Here is a 26,197-nt window from a genome sequence, read left to right on the forward strand (position 1 = left end):
CTTTTCAGTAATTCCCAAGGAGAACATTTTGCTCGAGGGTACGAGTTTTAACGAGCTGCAGATCCGTCTCGCCACGGCAGAGGACATCCGCAGCTGGTCGTTCGGCGAGGTCAAGAAGCCGGAGACCATCAACTACCGCACGCTGAAGCCCGAGAAGGACGGTCTGTTCGGTGAGCAGATCTTCGGGCCCAGCCGCGACTGGGAGTGCGCGTGCGGCAAGTACAAGCGCGTCCGCTACAAGGGCATCGTCTGCGAGCGCTGTGGCGTCGAGGTCACCAAGTCGAGCGTCCGTCGCGAGCGCATGGGCCACATCGAGCTCGCCGCTCCCGTCACGCACATCTGGTACTTCAAGGGCGTTCCGTCGCGTCTGGGCTACCTGCTCGACATGGCGCCGAAGGACCTCGAGAAGGTCATCTACTTCGCCGCCTACATGATCATCGACATCGATGAAGAGGGTCGTCACGAAGATCTGGGCGAGCTGGAGGCCGAGCTGCGTCTCGAGCTGAAGGCGCTCGAAGATCAGCGCGACATCCAGATCGCTCAGCGTCAGCAGCAGGCTGAGTCCGATCTCGCCGCGCTCGAGGCAGAAGGGGCGAAGGCCGATCAGCGCCGCCGCGCCGAGGCTTCCGCCGAGAAAGAGATGACCTCGATCCGCAAGGGCTTCGACGACGACATCGCTCGTCTGCAGCGTGTGTGGGAGGACTTCCGCGGGCTCAAGGTCGGCGACCTCAAGCCCGAGGATGCGGTCTTCGCTGACCTGCAGGATCGCTACGGCGATTACTTCGAGGCGTACATGGGCGCCGAAGCGATCAAGAAGCGTCTCGAGTCGTTCGATCTGGCGAACGAGGCCGAGGTGCTGCACCTGCAGATCGCCGAGGGCAAGGGTCAGAAGAAGATCCGCGCGATCAAGCGCCTGAAGGTCGTCAGCTCCTTCCTGCAGACGGGCGCGAGCCCGGCAGCGATGGTGCTCGACGTCGTTCCGGTGATCCCGCCGGAGCTGCGCCCGATGGTGCAGCTCGACGGTGGCCGCTTCGCGACCTCGGATCTCAACGATCTGTACCGCCGCGTGATCAACCGCAACAACCGTCTGCGCCGCCTGCTCGACCTCGGGGCTCCCGAGATCATCGTGAACAACGAGAAGCGCATGCTGCAGGAAGCCGTCGACGCACTGTTCGACAACGGCCGCCGCGGTCGCCCGGTCACCGGTACCGGCAACCGTGCACTGAAGTCCCTGAGCGACATGCTCAAGGGCAAGCAGGGCCGCTTCCGTCAGAACCTGCTCGGCAAGCGCGTCGACTACTCGGGCCGTTCGGTCATCGTGGTCGGCCCGCAGCTCAAGCTGCACCAGTGCGGTCTGCCCAAGCAGATGGCGCTCGAGCTGTTCAAGCCGTTCGTGATCAAGCGCCTCATGGATCTGTCGCACGCGCAGAACGTGAAGGCTGCGAAGCGCATGGTCGAGCGCGCGCGCTCCGAGGTGTGGGACGTGCTCGAGGAGATCATCCGCGAGCGCCCCGTGCTGCTGAACCGCGCACCGACCCTGCACCGCCTCGGCATCCAGGCGTTCGAGCCGCAGCTCGTCGAGGGCAAGGCCATCCAGCTGCACCCGCTCGTCTGCGCCGCCTTCAACGCGGATTTCGACGGTGACCAGATGGCTGTGCACCTGCCGCTGTCGGTCGAGGCTCAGGCCGAGGCCCGCGTGCTGATGCTCGCGTCGAACAACATCCTGAAGCCGTCGGATGGCCGTCCGGTGACCCTGCCCTCGCAGGACATGATCATCGGTCTGCACCACCTCACCACGATCAAGAAGAACGCTCCCGGCACCGGCCGCGCGTTCGGCTCGATCGCCGAGGCGATCCTGGCCATGGACGAGGGCACCCTCGACCTCGGCGCGCTCGCGAAGATCCGTCTCATCGGCTACACCAATGCCGAGGGCGTGACCTCTGACAAGCCCGTGCTGGTCGAGACCTCGCTCGGACGCGCGATCTTCAACGAGGCGCTGCCCGCCGATTACGTGTACTTCGAGGCTGTCGCCGACAAGGGCTCGCTCTCGGGCCTGGTCAACGACCTCGCCGAGCGCTACCCGAAGACCGAGGTCGCGGCGACGCTCGACCGCATCAAGGACGCCGGTTTCCACTGGGCATCGCGCTCGGGTGTGACCGTCTCGCTCTCCGACGTCGTGACCCCGTCGAACAAGGCGGAGATCATCTCGGAGCACGAGAAGCGCGCCGCCAAGGTGCAGCGCGACTACGACCGCGGCATGATTCAGGACAGCGAGCGCAAGAAGGCGCTGACCGAGATCTGGACCGAGGCGACCGACGAGGTGGCTGCCGCCATGCGCGAGCAGTTCCCCGAGGACAACACCATCTTCCGCATGGTGTCGTCGGGTGCTCGTGGTAACTGGCTGCAGATCCGTAACATCGCCGGTATGCGTGGCCTGGTGTCGAACCCGAAGGGTGAGATCATCCCTCGCCCGATCATCAACTCGTACCGCGAGGGCCTGTCGGTGGCGGAGTACTTCATCGCGACGCACGGTGCGCGTAAGGGTCTGGCCGATACGGCACTCCGTACCGCCGACTCGGGCTACCTGACCCGTCGTCTCGTCGACGTGTCGCAAGACGTCATCATTCGCGAGGAAGATTGCGGCACCCGCCGTGGCCTGGACCTCCCGATCGCCGCTCCCGACGCCAATGGCGTGCTGGTCGGCGACGAGAACGTCGAGAACTCGGTCTACGCTCGTACGCTCGCCGCTGACGCGGTGAACGGCGAGGGTGCGGTTGTGGCTCAGGCGGGCGAAGACGTGGGCGACGTGCTCATCGAGAAGCTGGTCGCCGGCGGCGTCACCGAGATCAAGGTGCGCTCCGTGCTCACCTGCGAGTCGGCTGTCGGCGTCTGCGCGACCTGCTACGGCCGTTCGCTCGCGACCGGCCAGCGCGTCGACATCGGCGAGGCCGTGGGCATCATCGCGGCGCAGTCGATCGGTGAGCCGGGCACGCAGCTGACGATGCGTACCTTCCACACCGGTGGTTCGGCTTCGGCAGACGACATCACGCAGGGTCTGCCCCGCGTGCAGGAGCTCTTCGAAGCGCGTACCCCCAAGGGTGCATCGCCGATCGCCGAGGCCGCAGGCCGCGTCGTGATCGACGACACCCCCAAGGGTCGTGTCGTGCTGCTCACTCCGGATGACGGTACCGAGGAGAAGGCGTACCCCGTGCTGAAGCGCGCCACGCTGCTCGTCGAAGACGGTGACCACGTCGAGCTCGGCCAGCCCTTCCTCGCCGGGACGCTCGACCCGAAGGACATCCTGCAGGTCGGCTCCACCGAGAACGGCAAGCACATCCCGGGCGAGCGCGCGGTGCAGAAGTACCTCGTCGAGGGCGTGCAGGGCGTGTACCGTTCGCAGGGCGTGCCGATTCACGACAAGCACATCGAGGTCATCGTGCGCCAGATGCTGCGCAAGGTGACGGTGGTGGATCACGGCGAGACCGAGCTGCTCCCGGGCGAGCTCGTCGATCGCGCACGCTACCAGCGCATCAACCGCGAGGCGCTGCTCGAGACGAAGCGCGCTGCGACGGCACGCCCCGAGGTCATGGGTATCACCAAGGCCTCGCTGGCGACCGAATCGTGGCTGTCGGCCGCGTCGTTCCAGGAGACGACCCGCGTGCTCACGCAGGCGGCGATGGAAGGATCGAAGGATCCGCTCATCGGCCTCAAGGAGAACGTCATCATCGGTAAGCTCATCCCGGCCGGCACCGGCCTGGGCGTCTACCGCGATGTCGACGTGGCGGCCACCGAGGAGGCGAAGGCGGAGCGCTACCCGAACCGCCTGTTCGCGACCGAGGGCACCTTCGACGAGAACGACCTGTCGTTCGTGGACTTCGACAGCTTCACCGCTGACGAGTTCAACCCGGGCAACTACAGCTGATCCGGCGTTCCTGCGCAACGGGCGTCCGCACCTTCGGGTGCGGGCGCCCGTTGCCGTTTCATCGGGTTGTCGGCTCGCGGCGCGTGGTCCGCGCGATCTTCCGCGAACCTTGTACTGTGGCGGCACAGTGACTGTGTTCTGTCGTCTGCGGACGTCGAACACCACGAACGCTACGAGAGGTGAAGCGATGAGCGACGAGCGCGAGGCATCGAGGGCTGCGGAGACGCCGGAAACCGCTGCCACTCCGGGTGCCCCGGTCGAGGAGACCGAGGCGAGCCAGACCGAGGTACTCCGCGCGGTCGAGCGCTCGCGCGTTCCCGGGTCGGATGAGACCGTCGACAAGGCACCGGGCGCGACGCCCGCAGCCGGCGCAGACGTGAACGAGGCCGAGGCCGCTGCGGCTGCCGAACGCGCGCATCGCGAAGAGGTCTCGCTCGTTGACACCGAGCTCAATCTCGAGCCGCCGTCGGCGCAGACGACCTCGCCTGCCGCGCCGCTGACGCGGGAAGAGACGTCTGGGCTCCCGGCGCTCGACGACCTGCCGAGCGCTGCCGCGGCGGCCCCGGCTGCGTCGGAACGAGACGGCGAGATTCGCATCAGTTCGGATCACCCGATGGCCGGGCTGTACGTGCAGTCGCCGCTGCCGCCCGACATCAAGGGCAATCGCGGTGCGGGCGCACTCATCGCGCTCGTCGCGACGATCGGGTTCGCCATCGTGTTCGCGGGAGTGCTCGCACTCTGGCTCGCACCGACGTTCCCCCCGTCGACGTTCCTCACTGAGGCGTTGGTACCGTGGGTGACCTCGTGGCCCGTGATCGCCGCAGTGGTGGCGTTCTTCCTGGGGCTGCTGCTCGTCGTGCTGATCGTCGGTCGCGCCGGATGGTGGGCGTACGTACTGGGCGGGTTCTTCGTCGCAGCGCTCGTATGGGTCGCCGTGACGCTGTCGCTCGCATACTTCGGCACGCCGTTCGAGACTCCGCGCGAAATGCTCGGCGGATCCCGCGGTTGGTCGGGAGACCTGCAGACGCTCGTGACCCGCTTCGGGCTCACGGTGCCCGCTCTCGGTGCGGCACTCGTCGCGCGCGAGGCGACGGTGTGGTTCGGTGCCTGGATCGGTGCTCGTGGGCGTCGCGTCAAGCTGCGCAACGCGCGTGAACTCGCGGACTACGAAACCGCGCTCGCCGAGTCCCAGACCGCCGCACAGGCATGACCGACGGCCCGCGGCGCGGAGTGACCCGAGGCTATGTCGGGGCACTCATCGGCGCAGCGGGCATTGCCGCCGTGGCGGTTTTGGTCGCGGTCTGGGGCGGCCTCGCGCTCGCGCTGGATCGCGAACCCGTGACCACGGACGGCGTTGCGGCATGGACGGCGCCTGTGGTGATCCTCGTCGCGCTCATCGCCCTCGCGGTGTCGCTGTGGGCCTCGGCCATCGCGCTCCTGCGCGGGAGACGATCGCCCTCGTGGGGAATCGTGCTCGGTCTCGGCTTCGGCGTCTACCTCTGGTGGTGCCTCGCGGGTATGCTCGGCGGCATGTCGGTTGCCGAGACCTGGTTCAGTGCCTTCGCACTCGGCCTGGCGATCATCTGGGGCCTGGCGGCTCTGGCGTTCTGGGCCGTGCTCGCACGACGCGTCTATACCGATCGGCCGGCTCCGCGGTGGCCCTGGGAACGCGATGAGGCGGGCGAGTGAGCGCGGCGAATACGATCGAGGGTCGGGTCAACGCGGCGGTCGACGCGTGGTTGCGATGGGTGCCGAGCTGGAAACCGGGAACGCACCGCGGTCGCGCACGGGTGTGCCGACGCTGCACCGGATCGCCTATTCTCGCCGCGTCGGGGCTCGCCGCCGATGTGCCGCATCAGGTGACGCACGCGCTCGTTTCGCGCATGCAGCGCATCATCGATAAGCGGGTGGAGGAGTTCACCGCCTCCGAGCTCCCCGCGCTGCACGCTGAACTCTCCGACGCAGAGATGTGGAACGCCGGGGGGTACGACCCGTCGCAGGGGCTCGAGCCCGAGTTCGAGGGGCTTGATCCCGATCCCGAACCTGAAGAGGGGGATCAGCCGTTCCTCTTCACCCTCACCGGTCTCGCTGAGGAGTCCCGGCCGGAGCCGCCGCTGCCGCGCCCGCCACTCAGTGCTGATGAGAAGGTGCGCCTGCGGCGGGAGATCGAGCTGGCCGATGCGCAAGCGGAGGAGGCCGGGCGCGAGGTGTGCTTCGCGCTGGTCGCCCATCGCCCGCGCATCGAGGCCGCAGTGCATCGCTTCGTGGAGCCGCTCATTCAAGACATGCTCGACGAGCTGAGTCGCAACCTGGAGCCACCGCAGTAGCAGGCGTTCTCTGGGGCCAGGCATAGGTTGCGCAAAGCCGGTGCGGCTTCACTCGGGGATATGGACACCAACCCCACTCCGAATTCCGCGTCACGCGTGGCTTCCACGCAGCTTGAGTCGAATCTGACACCCCCGAAGCCGAAGCTCCGCCGATCGCGGCGGTTCCGAATTGCGCTCGCGGCGTCCATCACCGCCGTCGCGCTCGTACTCGGCGGAGGCGCTGCCTGGGCCGCCGACCGATTTCTCATCGCGAAGGTCGAGATCTCCGACGTCACGAGCTACGAGGCGGCGCACGCATCGCAGACGACGAGCGAGACCGCCACTGACTCGGACGATGCGGCCACGACCGGCACCGTCGACGGCGATGAATACACGAACGGCGATACCTCGGTCAGCGTGAGTCAGGTGACCACGGGAAGCGGCGACGACACCGTGACCTATTACGTGGCCGATGTGCAGCTCGGCGACGCGACGGACCTCCGATCGGCATTCGCGCAGAATCAGTTCGGCGAGAACATCACCGAGACGACGAGCGAGATCGCAGCCGACAACGGAGCGGTGTTCGCGATCAACGGCGACTACTACGGCTTCCGCGACACCGGCATCGAGATTCGCAACGGCGTCGTGTACCGTGACGAGGGGGCCCGGGAAGGTCTGGCGTTCTACACCGACGGTTCAGTTCGGGTGTACGACGAGACCCAGACCGACGCGGCGACGCTGCTCGCCGACGGCGTCTGGAACACGCTCAGCTTCGGCCCCGCAATCGTCGAAGACGGCGCAGTCGTCGACGGGATCGAGAGTGTCGAGGTCGACACCAACTTCGGCAATCACTCCATTCAGGGCGAGCAGCCGCGCACCGCGGTCGGGGTCATCGATGACAATCACCTCGTCTTCGTGGTCGTAGACGGGCGCGACCCCGGATACAGTCGCGGCGTCACGATGACCGAACTCGCCGGGATCATGCAGGATCTCGGAGCGACGACCGCCTACAACCTCGATGGAGGCGGCTCCTCGACGATGGTGTTCGACGGTGAGGTGCTGAACCAGCCCTCGAACGGCGGGGAGCGCGGTACCAGCGACATCCTGTATGTGGCGGAGTGAACCATGTTCGTGCTGATTCCCGCCTACGAACCCGACCAGCGGCTGCTGAATCTCGTTGCCGAGTTGCAGTCGCGTGCTCCGCGGCTCGAGATTCTGATCGTAGATGACGGCTCGGGTGTCGCATACGCGAACATCTTCGATGCGGCGCGGGTCGCGGGCGCTCGCGTGCTGACCTTCGCCCAAAACCGTGGCAAGGGTGCGGCGCTCAAAGCCGGGTTCGCCTGGATATCCGGGGAGCGGCCCGGCGAATCCGTGGTGACCGCGGATGCCGATGGGCAGCACACGGTAGCCGACATCGAGCGGATCGCCGCCGCGCTGACGGCGGGGGCGGCGAATCGCGACGACGGAAACGCTGTGCCGTCGATGGTGCTGGGCTGCCGCGATTTCGCCGGTGAGGTCCCGTTCCGCAGCCGCTTCGGCAACGCCGTCTCCCGCGGCCTCTTCTGCGCGGTGGCCGGATGGCGACTCCGCGACACCCAGACCGGGCTGCGCGGCATTCCGTCGCAGATGCTCGACTGGCTGGCAACGGTGCCGGGGGAGCGATTCGAATACGAGCAATCGGTACTCTTGCGACTGCGCGGGGCCGGGTACGGCGCCGTCCAGATCCCGATCACCACGGTGTATCTCGAGGAGAACCGCTCCAGCCACTTCCGGCCAATCCTCGATTCCGTGCGCGTGATGCTGCCGCTCGCACTCTTCGCGGCGTCGTCGCTGGCGGCATTCGCGATCGATGCGATCGCACTGTTGGTGCTGCAAGCCCTCACCGGCGCGTTAATTCCGTCGATCATTGGCGCGCGCGTGCTGAGCGCCGGGGCGAACTTCGCGGTGAATCGCCGGCTCGTCTTCGCCAGACGAGGGCGTGCCGGGCTCGTGCGAGAGGCGCTGCAGTATCTCGCGCTGGCGGCGCTGCTGCTCGCCTCGAACATCGTGTGGATGTCGTTCCTGACCGAGCACGGCATGCCACTGTGGCTCGCAAAAGTCGTGACCGAGGGAGTGCTGTTTCTCACGAGCTATCGGGTGCAGCGGGGCGCCATCTTCACGGCGCGTGGCAATACCGAAGTCGCAGCTGATCCTGAGCCGACGACCATTGCCAAAACGCCGTTCAGGGCCGTATAGTTGTGTGTTGGTGTGTTCCACTGGTTCCGTCGTGCCCGCACGTCGGCGTCGAGGGACTGCATCACAGGGTCAGACGCCTCGCCAGAGGCGAACCCCCACGGCATACCTGCACTCGGTTCCGCTTCGGTGGAACAGCAGGTCAGCGTCAGCGCAAGCAGTCGCACATGCTCATCCATTGAAGCATTCCTGTCACCGTGCAGGACGAATGAGGAGAAATATTGCCTACCATTCAGCAGTTGGTCCGTAAGGGCCGGTCGCCGAAGGTCACCAAGACCAAGGCGCCCGCTCTGAAGGCGAACCCGCAGCAGGCTGGTGTGTGCACGCGTGTGTACACCACCACCCCGAAGAAGCCGAACTCGGCGATGCGCAAGGTCGCTCGTGTGAAGCTCCGCAACGGCACCGAGGTCACCGCCTACATTCCCGGCGAGGGCCACAACCTGCAGGAGCACTCGTTGGTGCTCGTGCGCGGTGGCCGTGTGAAGGACCTCCCCGGTGTTCGTTACAAGATCGTGCGCGGCGCGCTCGACACGCAGGCGGTCAAGGATCGCCAGCAGGCTCGCAGCCGCTACGGTGCAAAGAAGGTGAAGTAATGCCCCGTAAAGGTCCCGCTCCCAAGCGCCCCGTCGTCGCTGATCCCGTCTACGGTTCGCCCGTAGTCAGCCAGCTCGTCAACAAGATTCTGCTCGACGGCAAGAAGGGTCTCGCAGAGCGCATCGTTTACGGTGCACTCGAGGCTGTTGCTGCCAAGTCCGATCAGGATGCCGTGACCGTGCTCAAGAAGGCGCTCGACAACGTGCGCCCCACCCTTGAGGTGCGTTCGCGTCGTGTTGGCGGCAGCACCTACCAGGTGCCCGTCGAGGTCAAGCCTCATCGTGCAAACACGCTCGCCCTCCGCTGGCTCACCAGCTACGCGAAGGCTCGTCGTGAGAACTCGATGACCGACCGCCTCACCAACGAGATCCTCGACGCATCGAACGGCCTCGGCGCCGCGGTGAAGCGTCGCGAGGACACGCACAAGATGGCGGAGTCGAACCGCGCGTTCGCTCACTACCGCTGGTAGTACTCAGGTGTCGGGTCGGATCGCCTCGCGCGCTCCGACCCGGCACCCCGAGTCCACCACCGCGACTCGCTCGTTCGAGTCGCAATCTCCCGAACTTTCACCCCCACCCCGGAGGAGAACCCTGTGGCACAAGACGTGCTCACCGACCTGAGCAAGGTCCGCAACATCGGCATCATGGCCCACATCGATGCCGGCAAGACCACCACCACCGAGCGCATCCTGTTCTACACGGGTGTGAACCACAAGCTGGGTGAAACGCACGACGGCGCTTCGACGACCGACTGGATGGAGCAGGAGAAGGAGCGCGGTATCACCATCACCAGCGCTGCCGTCACGTGCTTCTGGAACAAGAACCAGGTCAACATCATCGATACGCCCGGTCACGTCGACTTCACCGTCGAGGTGGAGCGCTCGCTCCGCGTGCTCGACGGCGCGGTTGCCGTGTTCGACGGCAAGGAGGGCGTTGAGCCCCAGTCCGAGACCGTCTGGCGCCAGGCCGACAAGTACGGCGTGCCCCGCATCTGCTTCGTCAACAAGATGGACAAGATGGGCGCCGACTTCTACTTTACGGTCGACACCATCATCAGCCGTCTGGGCGCGAAGCCGCTCGTGATGCAGCTGCCGATCGGTGCCGAGTCTGACTTCATCGGTGTCGTCGATCTGCTCTCGATGCAGGCATTCGTCTGGGAAGGCGACGCCAAGGGCGACGTTTCCCTGGGTGCCGCGTACGAGACGCAGGAGATCCCCGCGGACCTGCAGGCCAAGGCCGAGGAATACCGTGCGCAGCTCGTCGAGGCCGTCGCCGAGAGCGACGACGCCCTGCTCGAGAAGTACTTCGGCGGCGAAGAGCTCACCATCGACGAGCTCAAGGCGGGTATCCGCAAGCTCGTCGTGAACAACGAGATCTACCCCGTGTACTGCGGCTCGGCGTTCAAGAACCGCGGCATCCAGCCGATGCTCGACGCGGTCGTCGACTTCCTCCCGAACCCGCTCGACGTGGGCTCGATCGAGGCGCACGACCCCCGCGACGAGTCGATCGTCATCGAGCGCAAGCCGGCAGCGAGCGAGCCCTTCTCGGCACTCGCCTTCAAGATCGCCGTGCACCCGTTCTTCGGCCGCCTCACCTACGTGCGCGTCTACTCGGGCAGCATCCCCTCCGGCACCCAGGTCGTCAACTCGACCAAGGGCAAGAAGGAGCGCATCGGCAAGATCTTCCAGATGCACGCCAACAAGGAGATCCCGGTCGACGATCTCAACGCGGGCAACATCTACGCCGTGATCGGTCTGAAGGACACCACCACCGGTGACACCCTCTCGGATCCGAACAACCAGGTCGTGCTCGAGTCGATGACCTTCCCCGAGCCCGTGATCGAGGTGGCCATCGAGCCGAAGACCAAGAGCGACCAGGAGAAGCTCGGCGTCGCGATCCAGAAGCTCGCCGAAGAGGACCCCACGTTCCGCGTGAGCCTCAACGCCGAGACCGGCCAGACCGTGATCGCCGGCATGGGCGAGCTTCACCTCGACATCCTCGTCGATCGCATGAAGCGCGAGTTCAACGTCGAGGCGAACGTCGGCAAGCCCCAGGTGGCTTACCGCGAGACGATCCGCCGCGAGGTGCCGAAGTACGACTACACCCACAAGAAGCAGACCGGTGGTTCCGGTCAGTTCGCAAAGGTGCAGATCTCGCTGGCTCCGCTCGAGACCGACGACGACAAGGTCTACCTGTTCGAGGACAAGGTCACCGGTGGTCGCGTGCCGCGCGAGTACATCCCATCGGTCGACGCCGGTATCCAGGACGCCATGCAGTACGGCATCCTCGCCGGGTTCCCCGTCGTCAACGTCAAGGCACAGCTGCTCGACGGCCAGTACCACGACGTCGACTCGTCGGAAATGGCGTTCAAGATCGCCGGCTCGATGGCCTTCAAGGAGGCCGCGCGTCTGGCTCAGCCCGTGCTGCTCGAACCGCTCATGGCGGTCGAGGTGCGTACTCCCGAGGAGTACATGGGCGACGTCATCGGCGACCTGAACTCGCGTCGCGGTCAGATCCAGTCGATGGAGGACGCAAGCGGCGTGAAGGTCGTGCGCGCGCTCGTTCCGCTGTCGGAGATGTTCGGGTACATCGGTGACCTCCGGTCGAAGACCAGCGGTCGTGCCGTGTTCTCGATGACCTTCGATTCCTACGCCGAGGTTCCTAAGGCCGTGGCTGAGGAGATCGTGCAGAAGGCTAAGGGCGAGTAACTCCGCCCCGAGGTCGGCGGCGATGCCGAGCATCGCCGCCGACCGAATCGCTCAGCTCGCGATCACAGCGCTGAGCTTGTAACATAGTGACACCAACCCCGTACCAGGGCCCTCCGAAACCGTCGGAGTCGCAAGGGTACTTAACGTCCTGAGGAGGACCATAGTGGCGAAGGCCAAGTTCGAGCGGACCAAGCCGCACGTAAACATCGGAACGATCGGTCACGTTGACCACGGTAAGACGACTCTTACCGCGGCGATCTCGAAGACCCTCGCCGACAAGTTCCCGTCTGACGTGAACGTGCAGCGCGACTTCGACACGATCGACTCGGCTCCTGAGGAGCGCCAGCGCGGCATCACGATCAACATCTCGCACGTCGAGTACGAGACCGACAAGCGTCACTACGCTCACGTTGACGCCCCCGGTCACGCTGACTACATCAAGAACATGATCACCGGTGCTGCTCAGATGGACGGCGCAATCCTCGTGGTTGCGGCGACCGACGGCATGATGGCGCAGACCAAGGAGCACATCCTGCTCGCCAAGCAGGTCGGCGTCCCCTACCTGCTCGTTGCACTCAACAAGAGCGACATGGTCGACGACGAGGAAATCCTCGAGCTCGTCGAGATGGAGGTCCGCGAGGAGCTCACCAAGAACGGCTACGACGGAGACAACGCTCCCGTCGTCCGTGTCTCGGGCTACGAGGCTCTGCAGGGTACCGAGAAGTGGGTCGACTCGATCGTCGAGCTCATGACCGCTGTCGACGACAGCATCCCGGACCCGGTGCGCGACAAGGACAAGCCGTTCCTGATGCCCGTTGAGGACGTCTTCACGATCACCGGTCGTGGCACCGTCGTCACCGGCCGCGCCGAGCGCGGTACGCTGAAGATCAACTCTGAGGTCGAGATTGTGGGTCTGCGCCCGACGCAGAAGACCACCGTCACCGGCATTGAGATGTTCCACAAGCAGCTCGACGAGGCATGGGCTGGCGAGAACTGTGGCCTCCTGCTCCGCGGCACCAAGCGTGAAGACGTTGAGCGCGGCCAGGTCGTCGTGGCCCCGGGCTCGATCACCCCGCACACCAAGTTCGAGGGCACCGCCTACATCCTGAAGAAGGAAGAGGGCGGCCGCCACAACCCGTTCGAGACGAACTACCGTCCGCAGTTCTACTTCCGTACGACTGACGTGACCGGTGTCATCACCCTCCCCGAGGACAAGCCGATGGTTATGCCCGGCGACACCACGGACATGTCGGTCGAGCTGATCCAGCCGATCGCTATGGAAGAGGGCCTCGGCTTCGCGATCCGTGAGGGTGGCCGCACCGTCGGCGCCGGCACGGTGACCAAGGTTTCCGAGTAAGTCTCGTAGCACCGCCTTCTTCGGCCTGACGGCCGATGATGTGAACCCCCGGGAATTCGTTCCCGGGGGTTCTTGCGTTTTCGCCGCGGTGCGCGCGGCCTGCGCGGGTACCCAGCACCGAAGCGGTATCCTCGAAATCTGATCCACGTCGGCGCTCCCGCGCCGCGCCATATGAAGGGAGCCCACGTGCCGCAGACCGTAGCGGGCCGCATCGCTCACTTCACCCGGCAGTACGGCGTACTCTTCCTGATCGATGCGCTCGCCTGGGCCATCGGGATCCTGGCCGCACTCGTGCTGCGCTTCGACTTCAACCTGATGCGCATTCACTGGGGCTGGACGCTGACGGTGATCGGAGTGACCGCGATCCTGCAGCTGCTATTCGGCTGGGTGTTCTGGCTGTATCGCAACCGCTACCAGGTGGGCAGCTTCGATGAGGTGCGCGTGCTCGTGCTCGACGTCACCGCAGTGCTGGTGGTGGCCTGGCTCTTCGCCTATCTGGTGGGGTATGGCAACGGGATTCCGCGCAGCACGCTGGTGATTGCCGCCCCCATCACGTTCAGTCTGATGGGCGTCGCCCGCTACGTCGTTCGGCTCTACAACGAACGACAACTGCTTCCCGGCATGGAGGCCGAACGGACGCTGCTGTACGGCGCCGGCTATCTCGGAGTGCAGACGGCCAAGCGACTGTTGACCGATGCCAAAGGGTCCACGCTTCCCGTCGGGTTCATCGACGACGATCCCATGAAGCGCAACCAGGAGGTTCGTGGAGTGCGGGTGCTGGGCGGCTTCGCCGATCTCGCCCAGGTCGCGCGCGATACCCGTGCCACCAAGGTCATCGTGTGTATCGGCGACGCTGATGCGACGCTGATGCGCCAGGTCGACGAGGTCGCGAACGAGGTCGGCATGACAGCGCTCGTGCTGCCCCCACTCGATCAAATTCTTCGCAACAACTCGGTGATCTCCGATTTCCGGCAGCTGTCGATCGAGGATCTCATCGGCCGCCATCCCGTGCGACTCGAGACAGAATCGATCGCCTCGTACCTGCAGGATCGCCGTGTGCTCGTCACCGGCGCAGGCGGCTCGATCGGTTCGGAGCTGTGCCGACAGCTCGCACGCTTCGCTCCTCGCGAGCTCATCATGCTCGACCGCGATGAAACTTCATTGCAGGAGTCGCAACTCTCGATCAGTGGTCACGGACTGCTCGACACGAATGACGTTGTCCTCGCTGATATCCGTGACGCCGCCGCACTCGAGCGCATCTTCCTCGAGCGACGCCCCGAAGTCGTGTTCCACGCGGCGGCGCTCAAGCACCTCCCGATGCTTGAGCAGTACCCCGATGAGGCATGGAAGACCAATGTGCTCGGCACGCTCAACGTGCTGCGGGCCGCGGAAGCCGTAGGGGTCGGCACATTCGTGAACATCTCGACCGATAAGGCCGCGAACCCGACCAGCGTGTTGGGGCATTCGAAGCGCGTCGCCGAGAAGCTGACTGCCTACATGGCCGAGCGCACCGGTCAACGCTACCTTTCCGTGCGCTTCGGCAACGTGATCGGCAGTCGCGGTTCAATGCTTCCGACCTTCCGCTCACTCATCGAGTCGGGCGGTCCGGTGACGGTCACGCACCCCGACGTGACCCGGTTCTTCATGACCATTCCCGAGGCCTGCCAACTCGTGGTGCAAGCCGGGGGCATCGGGCGCCCGGGCGAGGTGCTGATCCTCGATATGGGGGAGCCCGTGCGCATTCTCGACGTGGCGCAGCGCATGATTGAGCAGTCGGGCCGCGATGTCGACATCGTCTTCACCGGGCTGCGTCACGGTGAGAAACTGCACGAGGAGCTCGTGGGCGACGGCGAAGGCGACGAGCGACCGTTCCACCCGAAGATCTCGCACGCCACGGTCGATACCATCTCGCCGGAGGTGCTCGACCATGAGGGCTGGGTTGCGCGTATGGATCTGACCGCAGAGGCCGAGGAGCGGGTGCAGTGACCGTGACGGCGCTCGCCTGGGTGGTCGGGGGAGTCGCGGCGCTGCTCAGTATTGCGCTGCCCGTCGCGGTGCGGCCGCTGCTCGTGCGGCTCGGCATCATGGACGTGCCGAATGAGCGGTCGTCGCATGAGCGGCCGGTACTGCGCGGACTCGGGCTCGCAGTGCTGATCGCGATCGCTATCGCGGAAGGGATCGCTGTCGCTGTCCTGGTCGGTTCCGATGATGCGTCCGGCGGGTGGCGGGTGCTCCTCATCGTGGCGCTCGGCACCTTCGCCTCCGGGATGCTCGGCCTGGCCGAAGACCTGCGTGGACTCAGCGTGGGCGTGCGCAGCGTGCTGCTGCTCGGTATCGCCCTCGCCGCAGCGGTTGCGCTGCTCATCATGGCTCCGGCTGGAGGTGGCGTCGCCACCGCAATCGGCGATGGTGCTGCGTCGTTCGGATGGACGGCCGGTGTGGGGGCGCTCCCGCTCTGGGCATCGGTGCTGCTCGCCATCTACGCCGTGCTCTTCATCTCGAGCTATATCAATGTCGCGAATTTCATGGACGGGCTCAATGGCATCAGCGGCTTCCATGGCGTGATCGCCGGGCTCACCTTCGCCGTCTCGGGTTGGTTTGCCGGGATGCCGTGGCTCATCGTCGCCGGCGCCGCTCTCGCTGCGGGATTCGCGGGCTTTCTCCCCTGGAATCTCACCAAACCGGGGGCGTTCCTCGGCGATGTGGGCAGCTACCTCCTCGGGGGAGCCGTCGCGATCACCAGCTTCGCCGCACTGGTTTCGGGGGTGCCGCTGCTTGCAACCATTGGCCCCATGGTCATCTGCTTCGGCGACGTCGCGGTCACGCTCGTCAAGCGCGTGCGGACCGGTCACCGCTGGGATGAGCCGCACAAAGAACACGCGTATCAGCGCATCCAACAGCTCGGGTACTCGCACGTGCAGGCGTCGGCCTGCACCGCGGGCGCCAGTCTCCTCACCTCCGCACTGGGCCTCGCGTCATTCTTCACCGGGCTCGGCGGAGCCCTGCTGCTGCTCGTCGCAGGTCTCGCTGTATTGGTCGTCTACCTCCTCCTGCCGCGCCTCCTGCCGAACCGCAGTTGACGGTCGACACCTCAATGCCTGAGGCGATCCGACACGCGACACGCCCGGGTTGCACGGAGGCTCTCCGCGTGCGAGAATAGACAGGTTCAGTACTCCACGCCCCGGTGTGGGTCACTGCCAGGCAGTGCATAATCGCCCCGAGTGATCGGGGTTCGGGTTAGGCCGCGGGTAGCGAACAACACCCGCACGCCGTTCGGCGGCCAGACATTAGTCCGGCCGCTTTCGTGCGCGCGGGGCCGACTGCTCGTCGATACGGGCGGTCGGTTTTGACAGGTGAACAGAGACCCAGCACGAGGCGCGAGAGCGCCAACGCCAGGGCGCTGGTACGTAAGACGTCCAATGCGGCGCACTTCGGTGCGCAGTACGACGCAAGTAGAAAAGAGAGTCACATGGCGGGACAGAAGATCCGCATCCGACTGAAGTCGTATGACCACGAGGTCATCGACAGCTCCGCACGCAAGATTGTCGACACGGTCACCCGCGCTGGTGCCACCGTGATCGGCCCCGTGCCGCTCCCCACGGAGAAGAACGTGATCGCAGTCATCCGTTCGCCCCACAAGTACAAGGACAGCCGCGAGCACTTCGAGAAGCGCACGCACAAGCGCCTGATCGACATCGTCGATCCCACCCCGAAGGCCGTCGATTCGCTCATGCGTCTCGACCTGCCTGCCGACGTCAATATCGAGATCAAGCTCTAAGGGGGGATCCGGACATGTCAGTAGTACGTAACGTGAAGGGTCTTCTGGGCACCAAGCTCGGTATGACGCAGGTCTGGGACGAGAACGGCAATGTCGTTCCCGTCACCGTGATCGAGGTGGCACCCAACGTGATCACCCAGATCCGCACCCCCGAGGTCGACGGCTACAGCGCCGTGCAGATCGCCGCGGGTCAGATCGATCCCCGCAAGGTGAACAAGCCGACGGCTGGTCACTTCGAGAAGGCCGGCGTAACGCCGCGCCGTCACCTCACCGAGGTTCGCACCTCCGACGCGGCTGAGTACGCGCTCGGCCAGGAGCTCACCGTCGATGGCACCTTCGAGGCCGGTCAGAAGATCGACGTCGTTGGCACCTCGAAGGGCAAGGGCTTCGCCGGTGCCATGAAGCGTCACAACTTCAAGGGTGTTGGCGCATCGCACGGTGCTCACCGCAACCACCGCAAGCCGGGCTCGATCGGTGGAGCCGCGACCCCGGGTCGCGTCTTCAAGGGTCAGCGCATGCCGGGCCGCATGGGTGGCGAGCGCGTGACCGTGCAGAACCTCACCGTGCAGGCGATCGACGCCGAGAAGAACCTCATCCTGGTCAAGGGTGCAGTTCCCGGTGCACGCGGTCGTCTCGTTTTCGTTCGCAACGCAGTGAAGGGGGCGTAGTTCATGGCTACCGCTACCAAGCTCGAGGTGTTCGACGCCCAGGGTAAGAAGGCCGGGTCGGTTGACCTGCCCGAGACCATTTTCGGTGTCGAGACCAACGTCCCGCTGATCCACCAGGTGGTCACCGCTCAGCTCGCAGCTGCGCGTCAGGGTACGCACAAGACCAAGAACCGCGGCGAGGTCTCCGGTTCGGGTGTCAAGCCGTTCAAGCAGAAGGGCACCGGCCGCGCTCGTCAGGGTTCGGTTCGTGCTCCTGAGCACCGCGGCGGCGGCGTCGTGCACGGTCCCGTGCCGCGCGACTACTCGCAGCGCACCCCCAAGAAGATGATTGCTGCTGCGCTCCGCGGTCTGCTGTCGGATCGCGCTCGCGCGAACCGCCTGCACGTCGTCGAGGGCTTTGGCATCGCCGACAAGCCCAGCACCAAGGCCGCACGCGTTTTCCTCGCGTCGGTTGCTCCGGGCAAGCGCGTTCTCGTGGTCGTCGACCGCGATGACGAGCTGACGGCGCTCAGCGTGCGCAACCTGGAGCACGTCCACGTGATCTTCCAGGATCAGCTCAACGCCTACGACGTGGTCGTCAGCGACGATCTCGTCTTCACCAAGGCCGCCTTCGACGCCTTCGTCACCGGCCGTGCCGCTCAGGAGGTCTCGAAGTGAGCTTGAACAAGTCCGCACACGACGTCATCATCCGCCCGATCGTTTCGGAGAAGAGCTACGGTCTCATCGACGCCAACGGCCAGTACACCTTCGAGGTGCAGCCGGAGTCGAACAAGACCGAGATCAAGCTCGCTGTCGAACAGGTCTTCAATGTGAAGGTCGCCAAGGTCCGCACGCTGACCCGCAAGGGTAAGACCCGCCGCACCAAGTTCGGTCTGGGCAAGCGCAAGGACACCAAGCGCGCGATCGTCACCCTGAAGTCGGGCTCCATCGACATCTTCACGGCTGCGCTGTAGAAGGGGCGAAGAGGAACACATCATGGCAATTCGCAAGTACAAGCCGACGACCCCGGGTCGTCGCGGCTCGAGCGTTGCTGATTTCGCAGAGATCACGCGCTCCACGCCCGAGAAGTCGCTGCTTCGCCCGCTTCCCAAGACCGGCGGCCGCAACAACCAGGGCCGGATCACCACCCGTCACATCGGTGGTGGCCACAAGCGTCAGTACCGCGTCATCGACTTCCGTCGTCACGACAAGGACGGCGTCGACGCCAAGGTCGCTCACATCGAGTACGACCCCAACCGCACCGCACGCATTGCACTGCTGCACTTCCAGGACGGCACGAAGCGCTACATCATCGCGCCGAACAAGCTGAAGCAGGGCGACGTCGTCGAGTCGGGTGCCGGCGCTGACATCAAGCCGGGCAACAACCTGCCGCTGAAGAACATCCCGACGGGTACCGTCATCCATGCGATCGAACTGAAGCCCGGTGGGGGAGCGAAGCTCGCTCGTTCCGCAGGCACCTCGGTTCGCCTCGTTGCGAAGGACGGCCCCTACGCTCAGCTGCGTCTCCCCTCGGGTGAGATCCGCAACGTCGACGTGCGCTGCCGCGCAACCGTCGGCGAGGTCGGCAACGCCGAGCAGTCGAACATCAACTGGGGCAAGGCCGGCCGTATGCGCTGGAAGGGCGTCCGCCCGACCGTGCGTGGTGTCGTCATGAACCCGGTGGATCACCCCCACGGTGGTGGCGAAGGCCGCACCTCGGGTGGTCGTCACCCGGTCAGCCCCTGGGGCCAGAAGGAAGGCCGTACGCGCCATCCGAACAAGGAAAGCGACAAGCTCATCGTGCGTCGCCGCAACGCTGGCAAGAAGCGTTAGTCGACAGGTAGGAGAGAGTAGAAGATGCCTCGTAGTCTCAAGAAGGGCCCCTTCGTCGATAACCACCTGTTGAACAAGGTGATTGTGCAGAACGAAGCTGGCTCCAAGAACGTGATCAAGACCTGGTCGCGCCGCTCGATGATCATCCCCGCCATGCTGGGACACACCATCGCGGTGCACGACGGTCGGAAGCACATCCCCGTGTTCGTCACGGAGACCATGGTCGGTCACAAGCTGGGCGAGTTCGCGCCCACGCGTACCTTCCGTGGACACGTGAAGGACGACAAGAAGGGCCGTCGCCGCTAAGCGGTGACGTGAAGGAGGAAGAGAAATGGTGGAGTCGATCGCACGCGTGCGTCATATCCGCGTTACCCCCCAGAAGGCCCGTCGCGTTATTGATCTGGTTCGTGGGAAGAACGCTCAGGAGGCACTCGCCATCCTGAAGTTCGCCCCGCAGGCCGCATCGGAGCCGATTTTCAAGCTGGTGGCCTCGGCGATCGCGAATGCGCGCGTCAAGGCTGACAAGGAAAATCTGCGTCTCAACGAGGACGAGCTGGTCATCGCTCGTGCCTTCGTGGACGAGGGTGCGACGCTGAAGCGTTTCCGCCCCCGCGCACAGGGACGCGCGTTCCGCATCAACAAGCGCACCAGCCACATCACGATCGTGCTGCAGTCGGCTGATGAGCTGGCTGCCGCGAAGAAGGGAGCCTAACGGTATGGGCCAGAAGATTCATCCCTATGGCTTCCGCCTCGGGATCACCACTGATCACGTGTCGCGTTGGTTCTCGGACTCGACGAAGGCCGGTCAGCGCTACGCTGACTACCTCGCCGAGGACATCAAGATCCGTCAGCACCTGACCAAGCAGCTCGACCGTGCGGGCGTTTCGCGCGTCGAGATCGAGCGCACCCGTGACCGTGTTCGCGTGGACATCCACTCGGCACGTCCCGGCATCGTCATCGGTCGCCGTGGCGCTGAGGCCGAGCGCATCCGCGCCGACCTCGAGAAGCTCACCGGCAAGCAGATCCAGCTGAACATCCTCGAGGTCAAGAACCCCGAGGCCGACGCTCAGCTCGTCGCGCAGGGCATCGCCGAGCAGCTCGCTGCTCGTGTGGCGTTCCGCCGCGCGATGCGCAAGGGTCTGCAGGGCGCTCAGCGTGCCGGCGCCAAGGGCATCCGTATCCAGGTCTCCGGCCGCCTCGGCGGCGCCGAGATGAGCCGCTCGGAGTTCTACCGTGAGGGTCGCGTGCCGCTGCACACGCTCCGCGCGAACATCGATTACGGCTTCTACGAGGCAAAGACCACCTTCGGCCGCATCGGCGTGAAGGTCTGGATCTACAAGGGTGACCTGACCAACAAGGAACTCGCTCGTGAGCAGGCGGCCCAGAAGCCGTCTCGCGACCGCGGCGACCGCCGCCGTGCGCCCCGTGGCGCACAGGCCGAGGCTGCACCTGCTGCAGCAGGAGCGGAGAAGTAAGCATGCTGATTCCCCGTCGAGTCAAGTACCGCAAGCAGCACCACCCCAGCCGCACCGGTCAGTCCAAGGGTGGCAACACCGTGGCATTCGGTGAGTTCGGCATCCAGGCGCTGACCCCCGCTTACGTGACGAACCGTCAGATCGAGTCCGCTCGTATCGCCATGACGCGTCACATCAAGCGCGGCGGCAAGGTGTGGATCAACATCTACCCGGACCGCCCCCTCACCAAGAAGCCTGCGGAAACCCGCATGGGTTCCGGTAAGGGCTCCCCGGAGTGGTGGGTTGCCAACGTCAAGCCGGGCCGCGTCCTCTTCGAGGTCGCCGGCGTCGATGAGGAGCTTGCACGTGAGGCGCTCACCCGCGCCATCCACAAGCTGCCCCTCAAGGCCCGTATCATCAAGCGCGAGGAGGGCGACGCGTAATGGCGATCGGTACCCAGGAACTGGCCATCACCGAGCTCGATAGCTTCGAGAACGAGCGACTGGCAGAAGAACTCAAGAAGGCGAAGGGCGAGCTCTTCAACCTTCGTTTCCAGTCGGCCACCGGCCAGCTGGAAAGCCACGGCCGCGTTCGCCAGGTGAAGCGCGACATCGCTCGCATCTACACCGTGCTGCGTGAGCGTGAGCTCGGCATTCGTGCCACGCCCGCTGCTGCTGCGCCCGCAAAGGCGAAGAAGAGCAGCAAGAAGACCGAGCAGGCGGATGCCGCCGCTGAGACGAAGGAGGCCTGAACATGGCTGAGGTCGAGAAGGAACAGCGCGGCTACCGTAAGGCTCGCCGCGGCTACGTCGTCAGCGACAAGATGGAGAAGACCATCGTTGTCGAGGTCGAGGATCGCGTGAAGCACCCGCTCTACGGCAAGGTGCTCCGTCGCTCGTCGAAGGTGAAGGCCCACGACGAGCAGAACACGGCCGGCATCGGCGATCTCGTGCTCATCCACGAGACCCGCCCGCTGAGCGCGACCAAGCGCTGGCGTCTGGTCGAGATCCTCGAGAAGGCGAAGTAAGCCTCCGGGCTTACTGAGTGAAGGAGTAACAAGTGATTCAGCAGGAATCCCGACTCAAGGTTGCCGACAACAGCGGCGCCAAGGAGTTGCTCACGATTCGTGTGCTCGGTGGCTCGAAGCGTCGTTACGCCGGTGTCGGCGACACGATCGTCGCGACCGTCAAGGACGCAATCCCCGGCGGCAACGTGAAGAAGGGCGACGTCGTCAAGGCGGTCGTCGTTCGCACGCGCAAGTCGACTCGTCGCGCGGATGGCTCGTACATCGCGTTCGACGAGAACGCTGCCGTCATCCTCAAGGCCGATGGGGAGCCCCGCGGCACCCGTATCTTCGGGCCGGTCGGACGTGAGCTGCGCGATAAGCGGTTCATGAAGATCGTCTCGCTCGCACCGGAGGTGATCTAGTCCTATGGGCGCAAAGATCAAGAAGGGTGACCTCGTCGAGGTCATCTCGGGCCCGTCGCAGGAACGCGGCGGCTACAAGGGCAAGCAGGGTCGCGTCATCGAGGTCCTGACCGAGACCGACCGCGTCGTGGTTGAGGGCGTCAATTTCGTCACCAAGCACGTCCGCGTCGGCCAGTCGGAGCGTGGCACCCGCGAGGGTGGCATCGAGACCGTCGAGGCCCCGATTCACGTGTCGAACGTCGCCATCGTCGACCCCGAGACGAAGAAGCCGACCCGCGTCGGGTTCCGCGTCGAGGAGATCGAGAAGGACGGCAAGAAGAAGACGGTTCGCGTGCGCTACGCGAAGTCGTCCGGGAAGGATCTCGCATGACCGAGACTGCAGCGACCAACGCTCAGCCCCGCCTGAAGCAGAAGTACCGCGCCGAGATCGTCCCCGCGCTCCGCGAGGAGTTCAACTTCGCCAACATCATGCAGGTTCCGGGGATCGTCAAGGTCGTCGTGAACACGGGTGTCGGCGAGGCTGCGCGTGACAGCAAGGTGATCGAGGGCGCAATTGCCGACCTCGTGAAGATCACCGGTCAGAAGCCCATGGTTACCAAGGCTCGGAAGTCCATCGCGCAGTTCAAGCTGCGTGAGGGCCAGGCCATCGGTGCGCACGTCACGCTTCGTGGCGATCGTTCGTGGGAATTCCTCGACCGTCTGATCAATCTCGCACTGCCCCGTATCCGCGACTTCCGTGGCCTCTCGCCGCGTCAGTTCGATGGAAACGGCAACTACACCTTCGGTTTGACCGAGCAGAGTGTGTTCCACGAGATCGATCAGGATAAGATTGATCGCGTGCGTGGGTTCGACATCACTGTCGTGACCACCGCAAAGACCGACGACGAGGGTCGTGCGCTGCTTCGCGCGCTCGGCTTCCCCTTCAAGTCGGAATAACTGAATAGTCCAAGCGGCGAGGGTGCCCGGGTTTACCCGGGCACCCCATCCGTGTGTCACCTAGGTCGTGCGTCGGTGTACCGGCGCATGAAACCAGGCGAGAAAGAAAGAGTCACTCATGACGATGACTGATCCGGTAGCAGATATGCTCACCCGGTTGCGCAATGCAAACTCTGCGCATCATGACGACGTTTCGCTCCCCGGCTCGAAGCTGAAGGAGCGGATCGCTGAGATCCTCAAGCGCGAGGGCTACATTCAGGACTGGAAGGTTGAGCCGGCACGCGTCGGAACGACCATCACCATGTCGCTGAAGTACGGCCCGAACCGCGAGCGTTCCATCGAGGGCATCAAGCGGGTCTCCAAGCCCGGCCTTCGCGTGTACGCGGGCACCACTGAGATCCCGAGCGTGCTCGGCGGCCTCGGCATCGCGATCCTGTCCACCTCCTCGGGTCTCCTGACCGACCGCGAGGCTGAGCAGAAGGGCGTTGGCGGGGAAGTCCTCGCTTACGTGTGGTAACCCGTCATGTCACGTATTGGTAAGCTTCCCATCGCCGTTCCCGGCGGTGTCGACGTCAAGATCGATGGCCAGAAGGTCACGGTCAAGGGTTCGAAGGGCGAGCTCGCGCTCGTCGTTTCGGAGCCCATCCGCGTTGCGTTCGAAGACGGACAGGTGCTGGTCACCCGTCCCGACGACGAGCGCGATTCCCGAGCGCTGCACGGCTTGACCCGCACGCTCATCAACAACAACATCATCGGTGTCACCGAGGGCTACACCAAGCAGCTCGAGGTCGTCGGAACCGGCTACCGCGTGCAGCAGAAGGGCGCCGGCCTTGAGCTCGCGCTCGGCTTCTCCCACCCGGTGAACGTGGATGCTCCCGAGGGCATCACGCTCGCAGTCGAGGGCAACACCAAGATCACCGTCAGCGGGATCTCGAAGCAGGCTGTCGGCGAGGCCGCAGCAAACATCCGCAAGCTGAAGAAGCCGGAGCCCTACAAGGGCAAGGGCATTCGCTACGCGGGCGAGGTTGTCCGTCGCAAGGCAGGAAAGGCTGGTAAGTAACCATGGCCGCTTCAGTAACCCGGGCTAAGGGTCGGACCGCTGCGCGCGTTCGCCGCCACACCCGCCTGCGTAAGAAGATCGTCGGCACGGAGGTTCGCCCCCGTCTCGTCGTGAACCGTTCCGCGCGCCACGTCTTCGTGCAGATCGTTGACGATTCGAAGGGTCTCACCCTCGCATCGGCTTCGACCATGGAAGCCGACCTGCGTTCGTTCGACGGTGACAAGACCGCCAAGGCACGCAAGGTCGGCGAGCTCGTCGCCGAGCGCGCCAAGGGCGCCGGCATCGACGCGGTCGTCTTCGACCGCGGCGGCAGCAAGTACGCCGGTCGCGTCGCAGCGATCGCCGACGGCGCTCGCGAAGGGGGACTGACCCTGTGAGCAACGAAACGAAGGAGCAGGAAGTGTCTGCAGAGGCCCAGTCTGAGACGACGGCCGCGCAGGCCCCGGCTCAGGATCACCGCAACGAGCCGCGTGAGCAGCGTCGTGGAAGCCGCGATCGCGGCACCCGCAACGAGCGCAGCGGCCGCGATCGCAACGAGAGCCAGTTCCTCGAGCGCGTCGTGACCATCAACCGCGTGTCGAAGGTCGTCAAGGGCGGCCGTCGCTTCAGCTTCACCGCGCTTGTCGTGGTGGGCGATGGCAACGGCACCGTGGGCGTCGGCTACGGCAAGGCGAAGGAAGTTCCCCTCGCGATTGCCAAGGGCGTCGAAGAAGCCAAGAAGAACTTCTTCCGCGTGCCCCGCGTCGGCAGCACCATCCCGCACCCCGTGCAGGGTGAGGCCGCAGCCGGCGTCGTGCTGCTGCGCCCCGCTGCTGCCGGTACCGGTGTTATCGCCGGTGGCCCGGTCCGCGCCGTACTCGAGTGCGCGGGCATCCACGACGTGCTGAGCAAGTCGCTCGGTTCGTCGAACACCCTGAACATCGTGCACGCGACCGTCGAGGCGCTGCAGCTGCTCGAGGAGCCCCGCTCCGTCGCAGCTCGCCGTGGCCTTGACTTCGACCGCGTCGCCCCGGCCCGCATCGTGCGCGCTGAGGCGAAGGCTGCGGCCGACGCTGCCGCGAAGGCAAAGGCAGGTGCGTAATGGCGAAGAGCCTGAAGGTTACGCAGACGAAGTCCGTCATCAGTGAGAAGCAGAACCAGCGCGACACGCTGCGCAGCCTCGGCCTCAAGAAGATCGGCCAGTCGGTCGTTCGTGAGGACACGAAGGCCAACCGCGGCTACATTCGTGCGGTCGCTCACCTGGTAGTGGTTGAGGAGATCGACGCATGAGCGAGAAGAACGAGGAGCGTGAGTCGGTGCTGAAGGCACACCACCTCCGTCCGGCTCCGGGCGCCAAGAAGGCCAAGACCCGCGTGGGTCGCGGTGAGGCGTCGAAGGGCAAGACCGCTGGCCGCGGTACCAAGGGCACCAAGGCCCGGTACCAGGTCAAGGTCGGCTTCGAGGGTGGGCAGATGCCGCTGCACATGCGCACCCCGAAGCTGCGCGGGTTCAAGAACCCGTTCCGCACCGAGTACCAGGTCGTGAACGTTGCCAAGCTCGCAGAGCTCTACCCCCAGGGTGGCGACGTGACCGTTGATGATCTGGTGGCCAAGGGCGCCGTGCGCAAGAACCAGCCCGTCAAGGTGCTGGGCGACGGCGACCTGCAGGTCAAGCTCACCGTGCAGGTCGACAAGGTCTCGAGCTCGGCTGAGCAGAAGATCGTCGCCGCCGGTGGTGCAGTGAAGTAACGATCCGTCAGGATCATGCAGTACTCCCGGGTGTATCCCGGGACGCGGGGGCTCGGGCCGGGCGGCAGCACTGCCGCTCCGGCCTGACCCCCGTTTTTTGCTTGTCCGCCGCCGTCTTTCGCGACGGAGGCTTCAGGCGCACGGCCGATGCCGTGTAGTCTGGAGAAATTGGTTCTCGTCGTTAGGCGAAGCCCCTTACGACGTTCCAGGAGGC

General features: G+C 65.1%; 32 protein-coding genes. All 32 read left to right on the plus strand.

Annotation, left to right across the window (positions count from 1 at the left end; translation table 11 throughout):
* Window positions 1-28 precede the first annotated feature (28 nt).
* The 32 genes from CH42_RS08520 to rplO all read left to right on the plus strand — a co-directional run bounded on the left by CH42_RS08520 (window position 29) and on the right by rplO (window position 25,983).
* Window positions 29-3,922, plus strand: a complete 3,894-nt coding sequence (locus CH42_RS08520) for a DNA-directed RNA polymerase subunit beta' (protein ID WP_053352779.1) — start codon at window positions 29-31, stop codon at window positions 3,920-3,922.
* A 187-nt stretch (window positions 3,923-4,109) separates the two neighbouring features.
* Window positions 4,110-5,132 carry a hypothetical protein gene (locus CH42_RS08525; protein WP_053352780.1) on the plus strand — a complete coding sequence of 341 codons (1,023 nt, stop codon included), beginning with the start codon at window positions 4,110-4,112 and terminating at the stop codon, window positions 5,130-5,132.
* Entirely contained in the window at window positions 5,129-5,611 is a 483-nt protein-coding gene (locus CH42_RS08530) for a hypothetical protein (protein WP_053352781.1), read from the plus strand. The genes CH42_RS08525 and CH42_RS08530 overlap by 4 nt, the downstream gene beginning before the upstream one ends.
* A complete protein-coding gene (locus CH42_RS08535; RefSeq protein WP_053352782.1) occupies window positions 5,608-6,249 on the plus strand; it encodes a hypothetical protein in 642 nt (213 codons plus the stop codon). The genes CH42_RS08530 and CH42_RS08535 overlap by 4 nt, the downstream gene beginning before the upstream one ends.
* Before the next feature lie 60 nt (window positions 6,250-6,309).
* Window positions 6,310-7,350, plus strand: coding sequence for a phosphodiester glycosidase family protein (locus CH42_RS08540; RefSeq protein WP_082309369.1), 1,041 nt, complete (start codon window positions 6,310-6,312; stop codon window positions 7,348-7,350).
* Window positions 7,351-7,353: 3 nt separating this feature from the next.
* A complete protein-coding gene (locus CH42_RS08545) occupies window positions 7,354-8,466 on the plus strand; it encodes a glycosyltransferase (RefSeq protein ID WP_053352783.1) in 1,113 nt (370 codons plus the stop codon).
* Window positions 8,467-8,684: 218 nt separating this feature from the next.
* Window positions 8,685-9,056 carry a 30S ribosomal protein S12 gene (rpsL, locus tag CH42_RS08550; RefSeq protein WP_010156385.1) on the plus strand — a complete coding sequence of 124 codons (372 nt, stop codon included), beginning with the start codon at window positions 8,685-8,687 and terminating at the stop codon, window positions 9,054-9,056.
* The gene (gene rpsG, locus CH42_RS08555; RefSeq protein WP_053352784.1) at window positions 9,056-9,526 is read left to right on the plus strand and encodes a 30S ribosomal protein S7; all 471 of its coding nucleotides are present in this window, start codon (window positions 9,056-9,058) and stop codon (window positions 9,524-9,526) included. Before rpsL ends, rpsG begins: the two co-directional genes overlap by 1 nt.
* Window positions 9,527-9,649: 123 nt before the next feature.
* Window positions 9,650-11,764 carry an elongation factor G gene (gene fusA / locus CH42_RS08560; RefSeq protein ID WP_053352785.1) on the plus strand — a complete coding sequence of 705 codons (2,115 nt, stop codon included), beginning with the start codon at window positions 9,650-9,652 and terminating at the stop codon, window positions 11,762-11,764.
* A 163-nt stretch (window positions 11,765-11,927) separates the two neighbouring features.
* The gene (tuf, locus tag CH42_RS08565; RefSeq protein ID WP_053352786.1) at window positions 11,928-13,121 is read left to right on the plus strand and encodes an elongation factor Tu; all 1,194 of its coding nucleotides are present in this window, start codon (window positions 11,928-11,930) and stop codon (window positions 13,119-13,121) included.
* A 186-nt stretch (window positions 13,122-13,307) separates the two neighbouring features.
* On the plus strand, window positions 13,308-15,107 hold the full coding sequence (locus CH42_RS08570; RefSeq protein WP_082309370.1) for a polysaccharide biosynthesis protein: 1,800 nt from the start codon (window positions 13,308-13,310) through the stop codon (window positions 15,105-15,107).
* Window positions 15,104-16,201 (plus strand): UDP-phosphate alpha-N-acetyl-D-fucosaminephosphotransferase, encoded by a 1,098-nt coding sequence (locus CH42_RS08575; RefSeq protein ID WP_053352788.1) that lies wholly within the window; start codon window positions 15,104-15,106, stop codon window positions 16,199-16,201. The genes CH42_RS08570 and CH42_RS08575 overlap by 4 nt, the downstream gene beginning before the upstream one ends.
* A 389-nt stretch (window positions 16,202-16,590) precedes the next feature.
* Window positions 16,591-16,899: a 30S ribosomal protein S10 gene (gene rpsJ / locus CH42_RS08580; RefSeq protein ID WP_010156393.1), complete on the plus strand. Its 309-nt coding sequence runs from the start codon at window positions 16,591-16,593 to the stop codon at window positions 16,897-16,899.
* Window positions 16,900-16,913: 14 nt separating this feature from the next.
* Window positions 16,914-17,567 (plus strand): 50S ribosomal protein L3, encoded by a 654-nt coding sequence (rplC, locus tag CH42_RS08585; protein WP_053352789.1) that lies wholly within the window; start codon window positions 16,914-16,916, stop codon window positions 17,565-17,567.
* Between the two features lie 3 nt (window positions 17,568-17,570).
* Entirely contained in the window at window positions 17,571-18,224 is a 654-nt protein-coding gene (gene rplD / locus CH42_RS08590) for a 50S ribosomal protein L4 (RefSeq protein WP_053352790.1), read from the plus strand.
* Entirely contained in the window at window positions 18,221-18,520 is a 300-nt protein-coding gene (gene rplW / locus CH42_RS08595) for a 50S ribosomal protein L23 (protein ID WP_053352791.1), read from the plus strand. The genes rplD and rplW overlap by 4 nt, the downstream gene beginning before the upstream one ends.
* A gap of 22 nt (window positions 18,521-18,542) precedes the next feature.
* A complete protein-coding gene (gene rplB / locus CH42_RS08600; RefSeq protein WP_053352792.1) occupies window positions 18,543-19,379 on the plus strand; it encodes a 50S ribosomal protein L2 in 837 nt (278 codons plus the stop codon).
* A gap of 24 nt (window positions 19,380-19,403) precedes the next feature.
* Window positions 19,404-19,685, plus strand: a complete 282-nt coding sequence (gene rpsS / locus CH42_RS08605; RefSeq protein WP_010156398.1) for a 30S ribosomal protein S19 — start codon at window positions 19,404-19,406, stop codon at window positions 19,683-19,685.
* A 25-nt stretch (window positions 19,686-19,710) separates the two neighbouring features.
* Window positions 19,711-20,091, plus strand: coding sequence for a 50S ribosomal protein L22 (rplV, locus tag CH42_RS08610; protein ID WP_053352793.1), 381 nt, complete (start codon window positions 19,711-19,713; stop codon window positions 20,089-20,091).
* A gap of 4 nt (window positions 20,092-20,095) precedes the next feature.
* On the plus strand, window positions 20,096-20,854 hold the full coding sequence (gene rpsC, locus CH42_RS08615) for a 30S ribosomal protein S3 (RefSeq protein WP_053352794.1): 759 nt from the start codon (window positions 20,096-20,098) through the stop codon (window positions 20,852-20,854).
* A gap of 2 nt (window positions 20,855-20,856) precedes the next feature.
* Window positions 20,857-21,276: a 50S ribosomal protein L16 gene (rplP, locus tag CH42_RS08620; protein WP_053352795.1), complete on the plus strand. Its 420-nt coding sequence runs from the start codon at window positions 20,857-20,859 to the stop codon at window positions 21,274-21,276.
* Window positions 21,276-21,584 (plus strand): 50S ribosomal protein L29, encoded by a 309-nt coding sequence (gene rpmC / locus CH42_RS08625; RefSeq protein ID WP_053352796.1) that lies wholly within the window; start codon window positions 21,276-21,278, stop codon window positions 21,582-21,584. The genes rplP and rpmC overlap by 1 nt, the downstream gene beginning before the upstream one ends.
* Window positions 21,585-21,586: 2 nt before the next feature.
* On the plus strand, window positions 21,587-21,859 hold the full coding sequence (rpsQ, locus tag CH42_RS08630) for a 30S ribosomal protein S17 (RefSeq protein WP_053352797.1): 273 nt from the start codon (window positions 21,587-21,589) through the stop codon (window positions 21,857-21,859).
* Between the two features lie 32 nt (window positions 21,860-21,891).
* Window positions 21,892-22,260, plus strand: coding sequence for a 50S ribosomal protein L14 (gene rplN / locus CH42_RS08635; protein WP_053352798.1), 369 nt, complete (start codon window positions 21,892-21,894; stop codon window positions 22,258-22,260).
* A 4-nt stretch (window positions 22,261-22,264) separates the two neighbouring features.
* A complete protein-coding gene (gene rplX, locus CH42_RS08640) occupies window positions 22,265-22,630 on the plus strand; it encodes a 50S ribosomal protein L24 (protein ID WP_053352799.1) in 366 nt (121 codons plus the stop codon).
* On the plus strand, window positions 22,627-23,196 hold the full coding sequence (gene rplE, locus CH42_RS08645; protein WP_053352800.1) for a 50S ribosomal protein L5: 570 nt from the start codon (window positions 22,627-22,629) through the stop codon (window positions 23,194-23,196). Before rplX ends, rplE begins: the two co-directional genes overlap by 4 nt.
* 118 nt (window positions 23,197-23,314) lie before the next feature.
* On the plus strand, window positions 23,315-23,713 hold the full coding sequence (rpsH, locus tag CH42_RS08650) for a 30S ribosomal protein S8 (protein ID WP_053352801.1): 399 nt from the start codon (window positions 23,315-23,317) through the stop codon (window positions 23,711-23,713).
* A 6-nt stretch (window positions 23,714-23,719) separates the two neighbouring features.
* A complete protein-coding gene (gene rplF / locus CH42_RS08655) occupies window positions 23,720-24,256 on the plus strand; it encodes a 50S ribosomal protein L6 (RefSeq protein ID WP_053352802.1) in 537 nt (178 codons plus the stop codon).
* Between the two features lie 2 nt (window positions 24,257-24,258).
* A complete protein-coding gene (gene rplR / locus CH42_RS08660; protein ID WP_053352803.1) occupies window positions 24,259-24,633 on the plus strand; it encodes a 50S ribosomal protein L18 in 375 nt (124 codons plus the stop codon).
* Window positions 24,630-25,337: a 30S ribosomal protein S5 gene (gene rpsE, locus CH42_RS08665; RefSeq protein WP_053352804.1), complete on the plus strand. Its 708-nt coding sequence runs from the start codon at window positions 24,630-24,632 to the stop codon at window positions 25,335-25,337. The genes rplR and rpsE overlap by 4 nt, the downstream gene beginning before the upstream one ends.
* Window positions 25,337-25,525, plus strand: coding sequence for a 50S ribosomal protein L30 (gene rpmD, locus CH42_RS08670; protein WP_053352805.1), 189 nt, complete (start codon window positions 25,337-25,339; stop codon window positions 25,523-25,525). The genes rpsE and rpmD overlap by 1 nt, the downstream gene beginning before the upstream one ends.
* Window positions 25,522-25,983, plus strand: coding sequence for a 50S ribosomal protein L15 (rplO, locus tag CH42_RS08675; protein WP_053352806.1), 462 nt, complete (start codon window positions 25,522-25,524; stop codon window positions 25,981-25,983). The genes rpmD and rplO overlap by 4 nt, the downstream gene beginning before the upstream one ends.
* Window positions 25,984-26,197: the final 214 nt, after the last annotated feature.

This window comes from Leucobacter musarum subsp. musarum, assembly GCF_001273845.1.
Taxonomy (GTDB): domain Bacteria; phylum Actinomycetota; class Actinomycetes; order Actinomycetales; family Microbacteriaceae; genus Leucobacter; species Leucobacter musarum.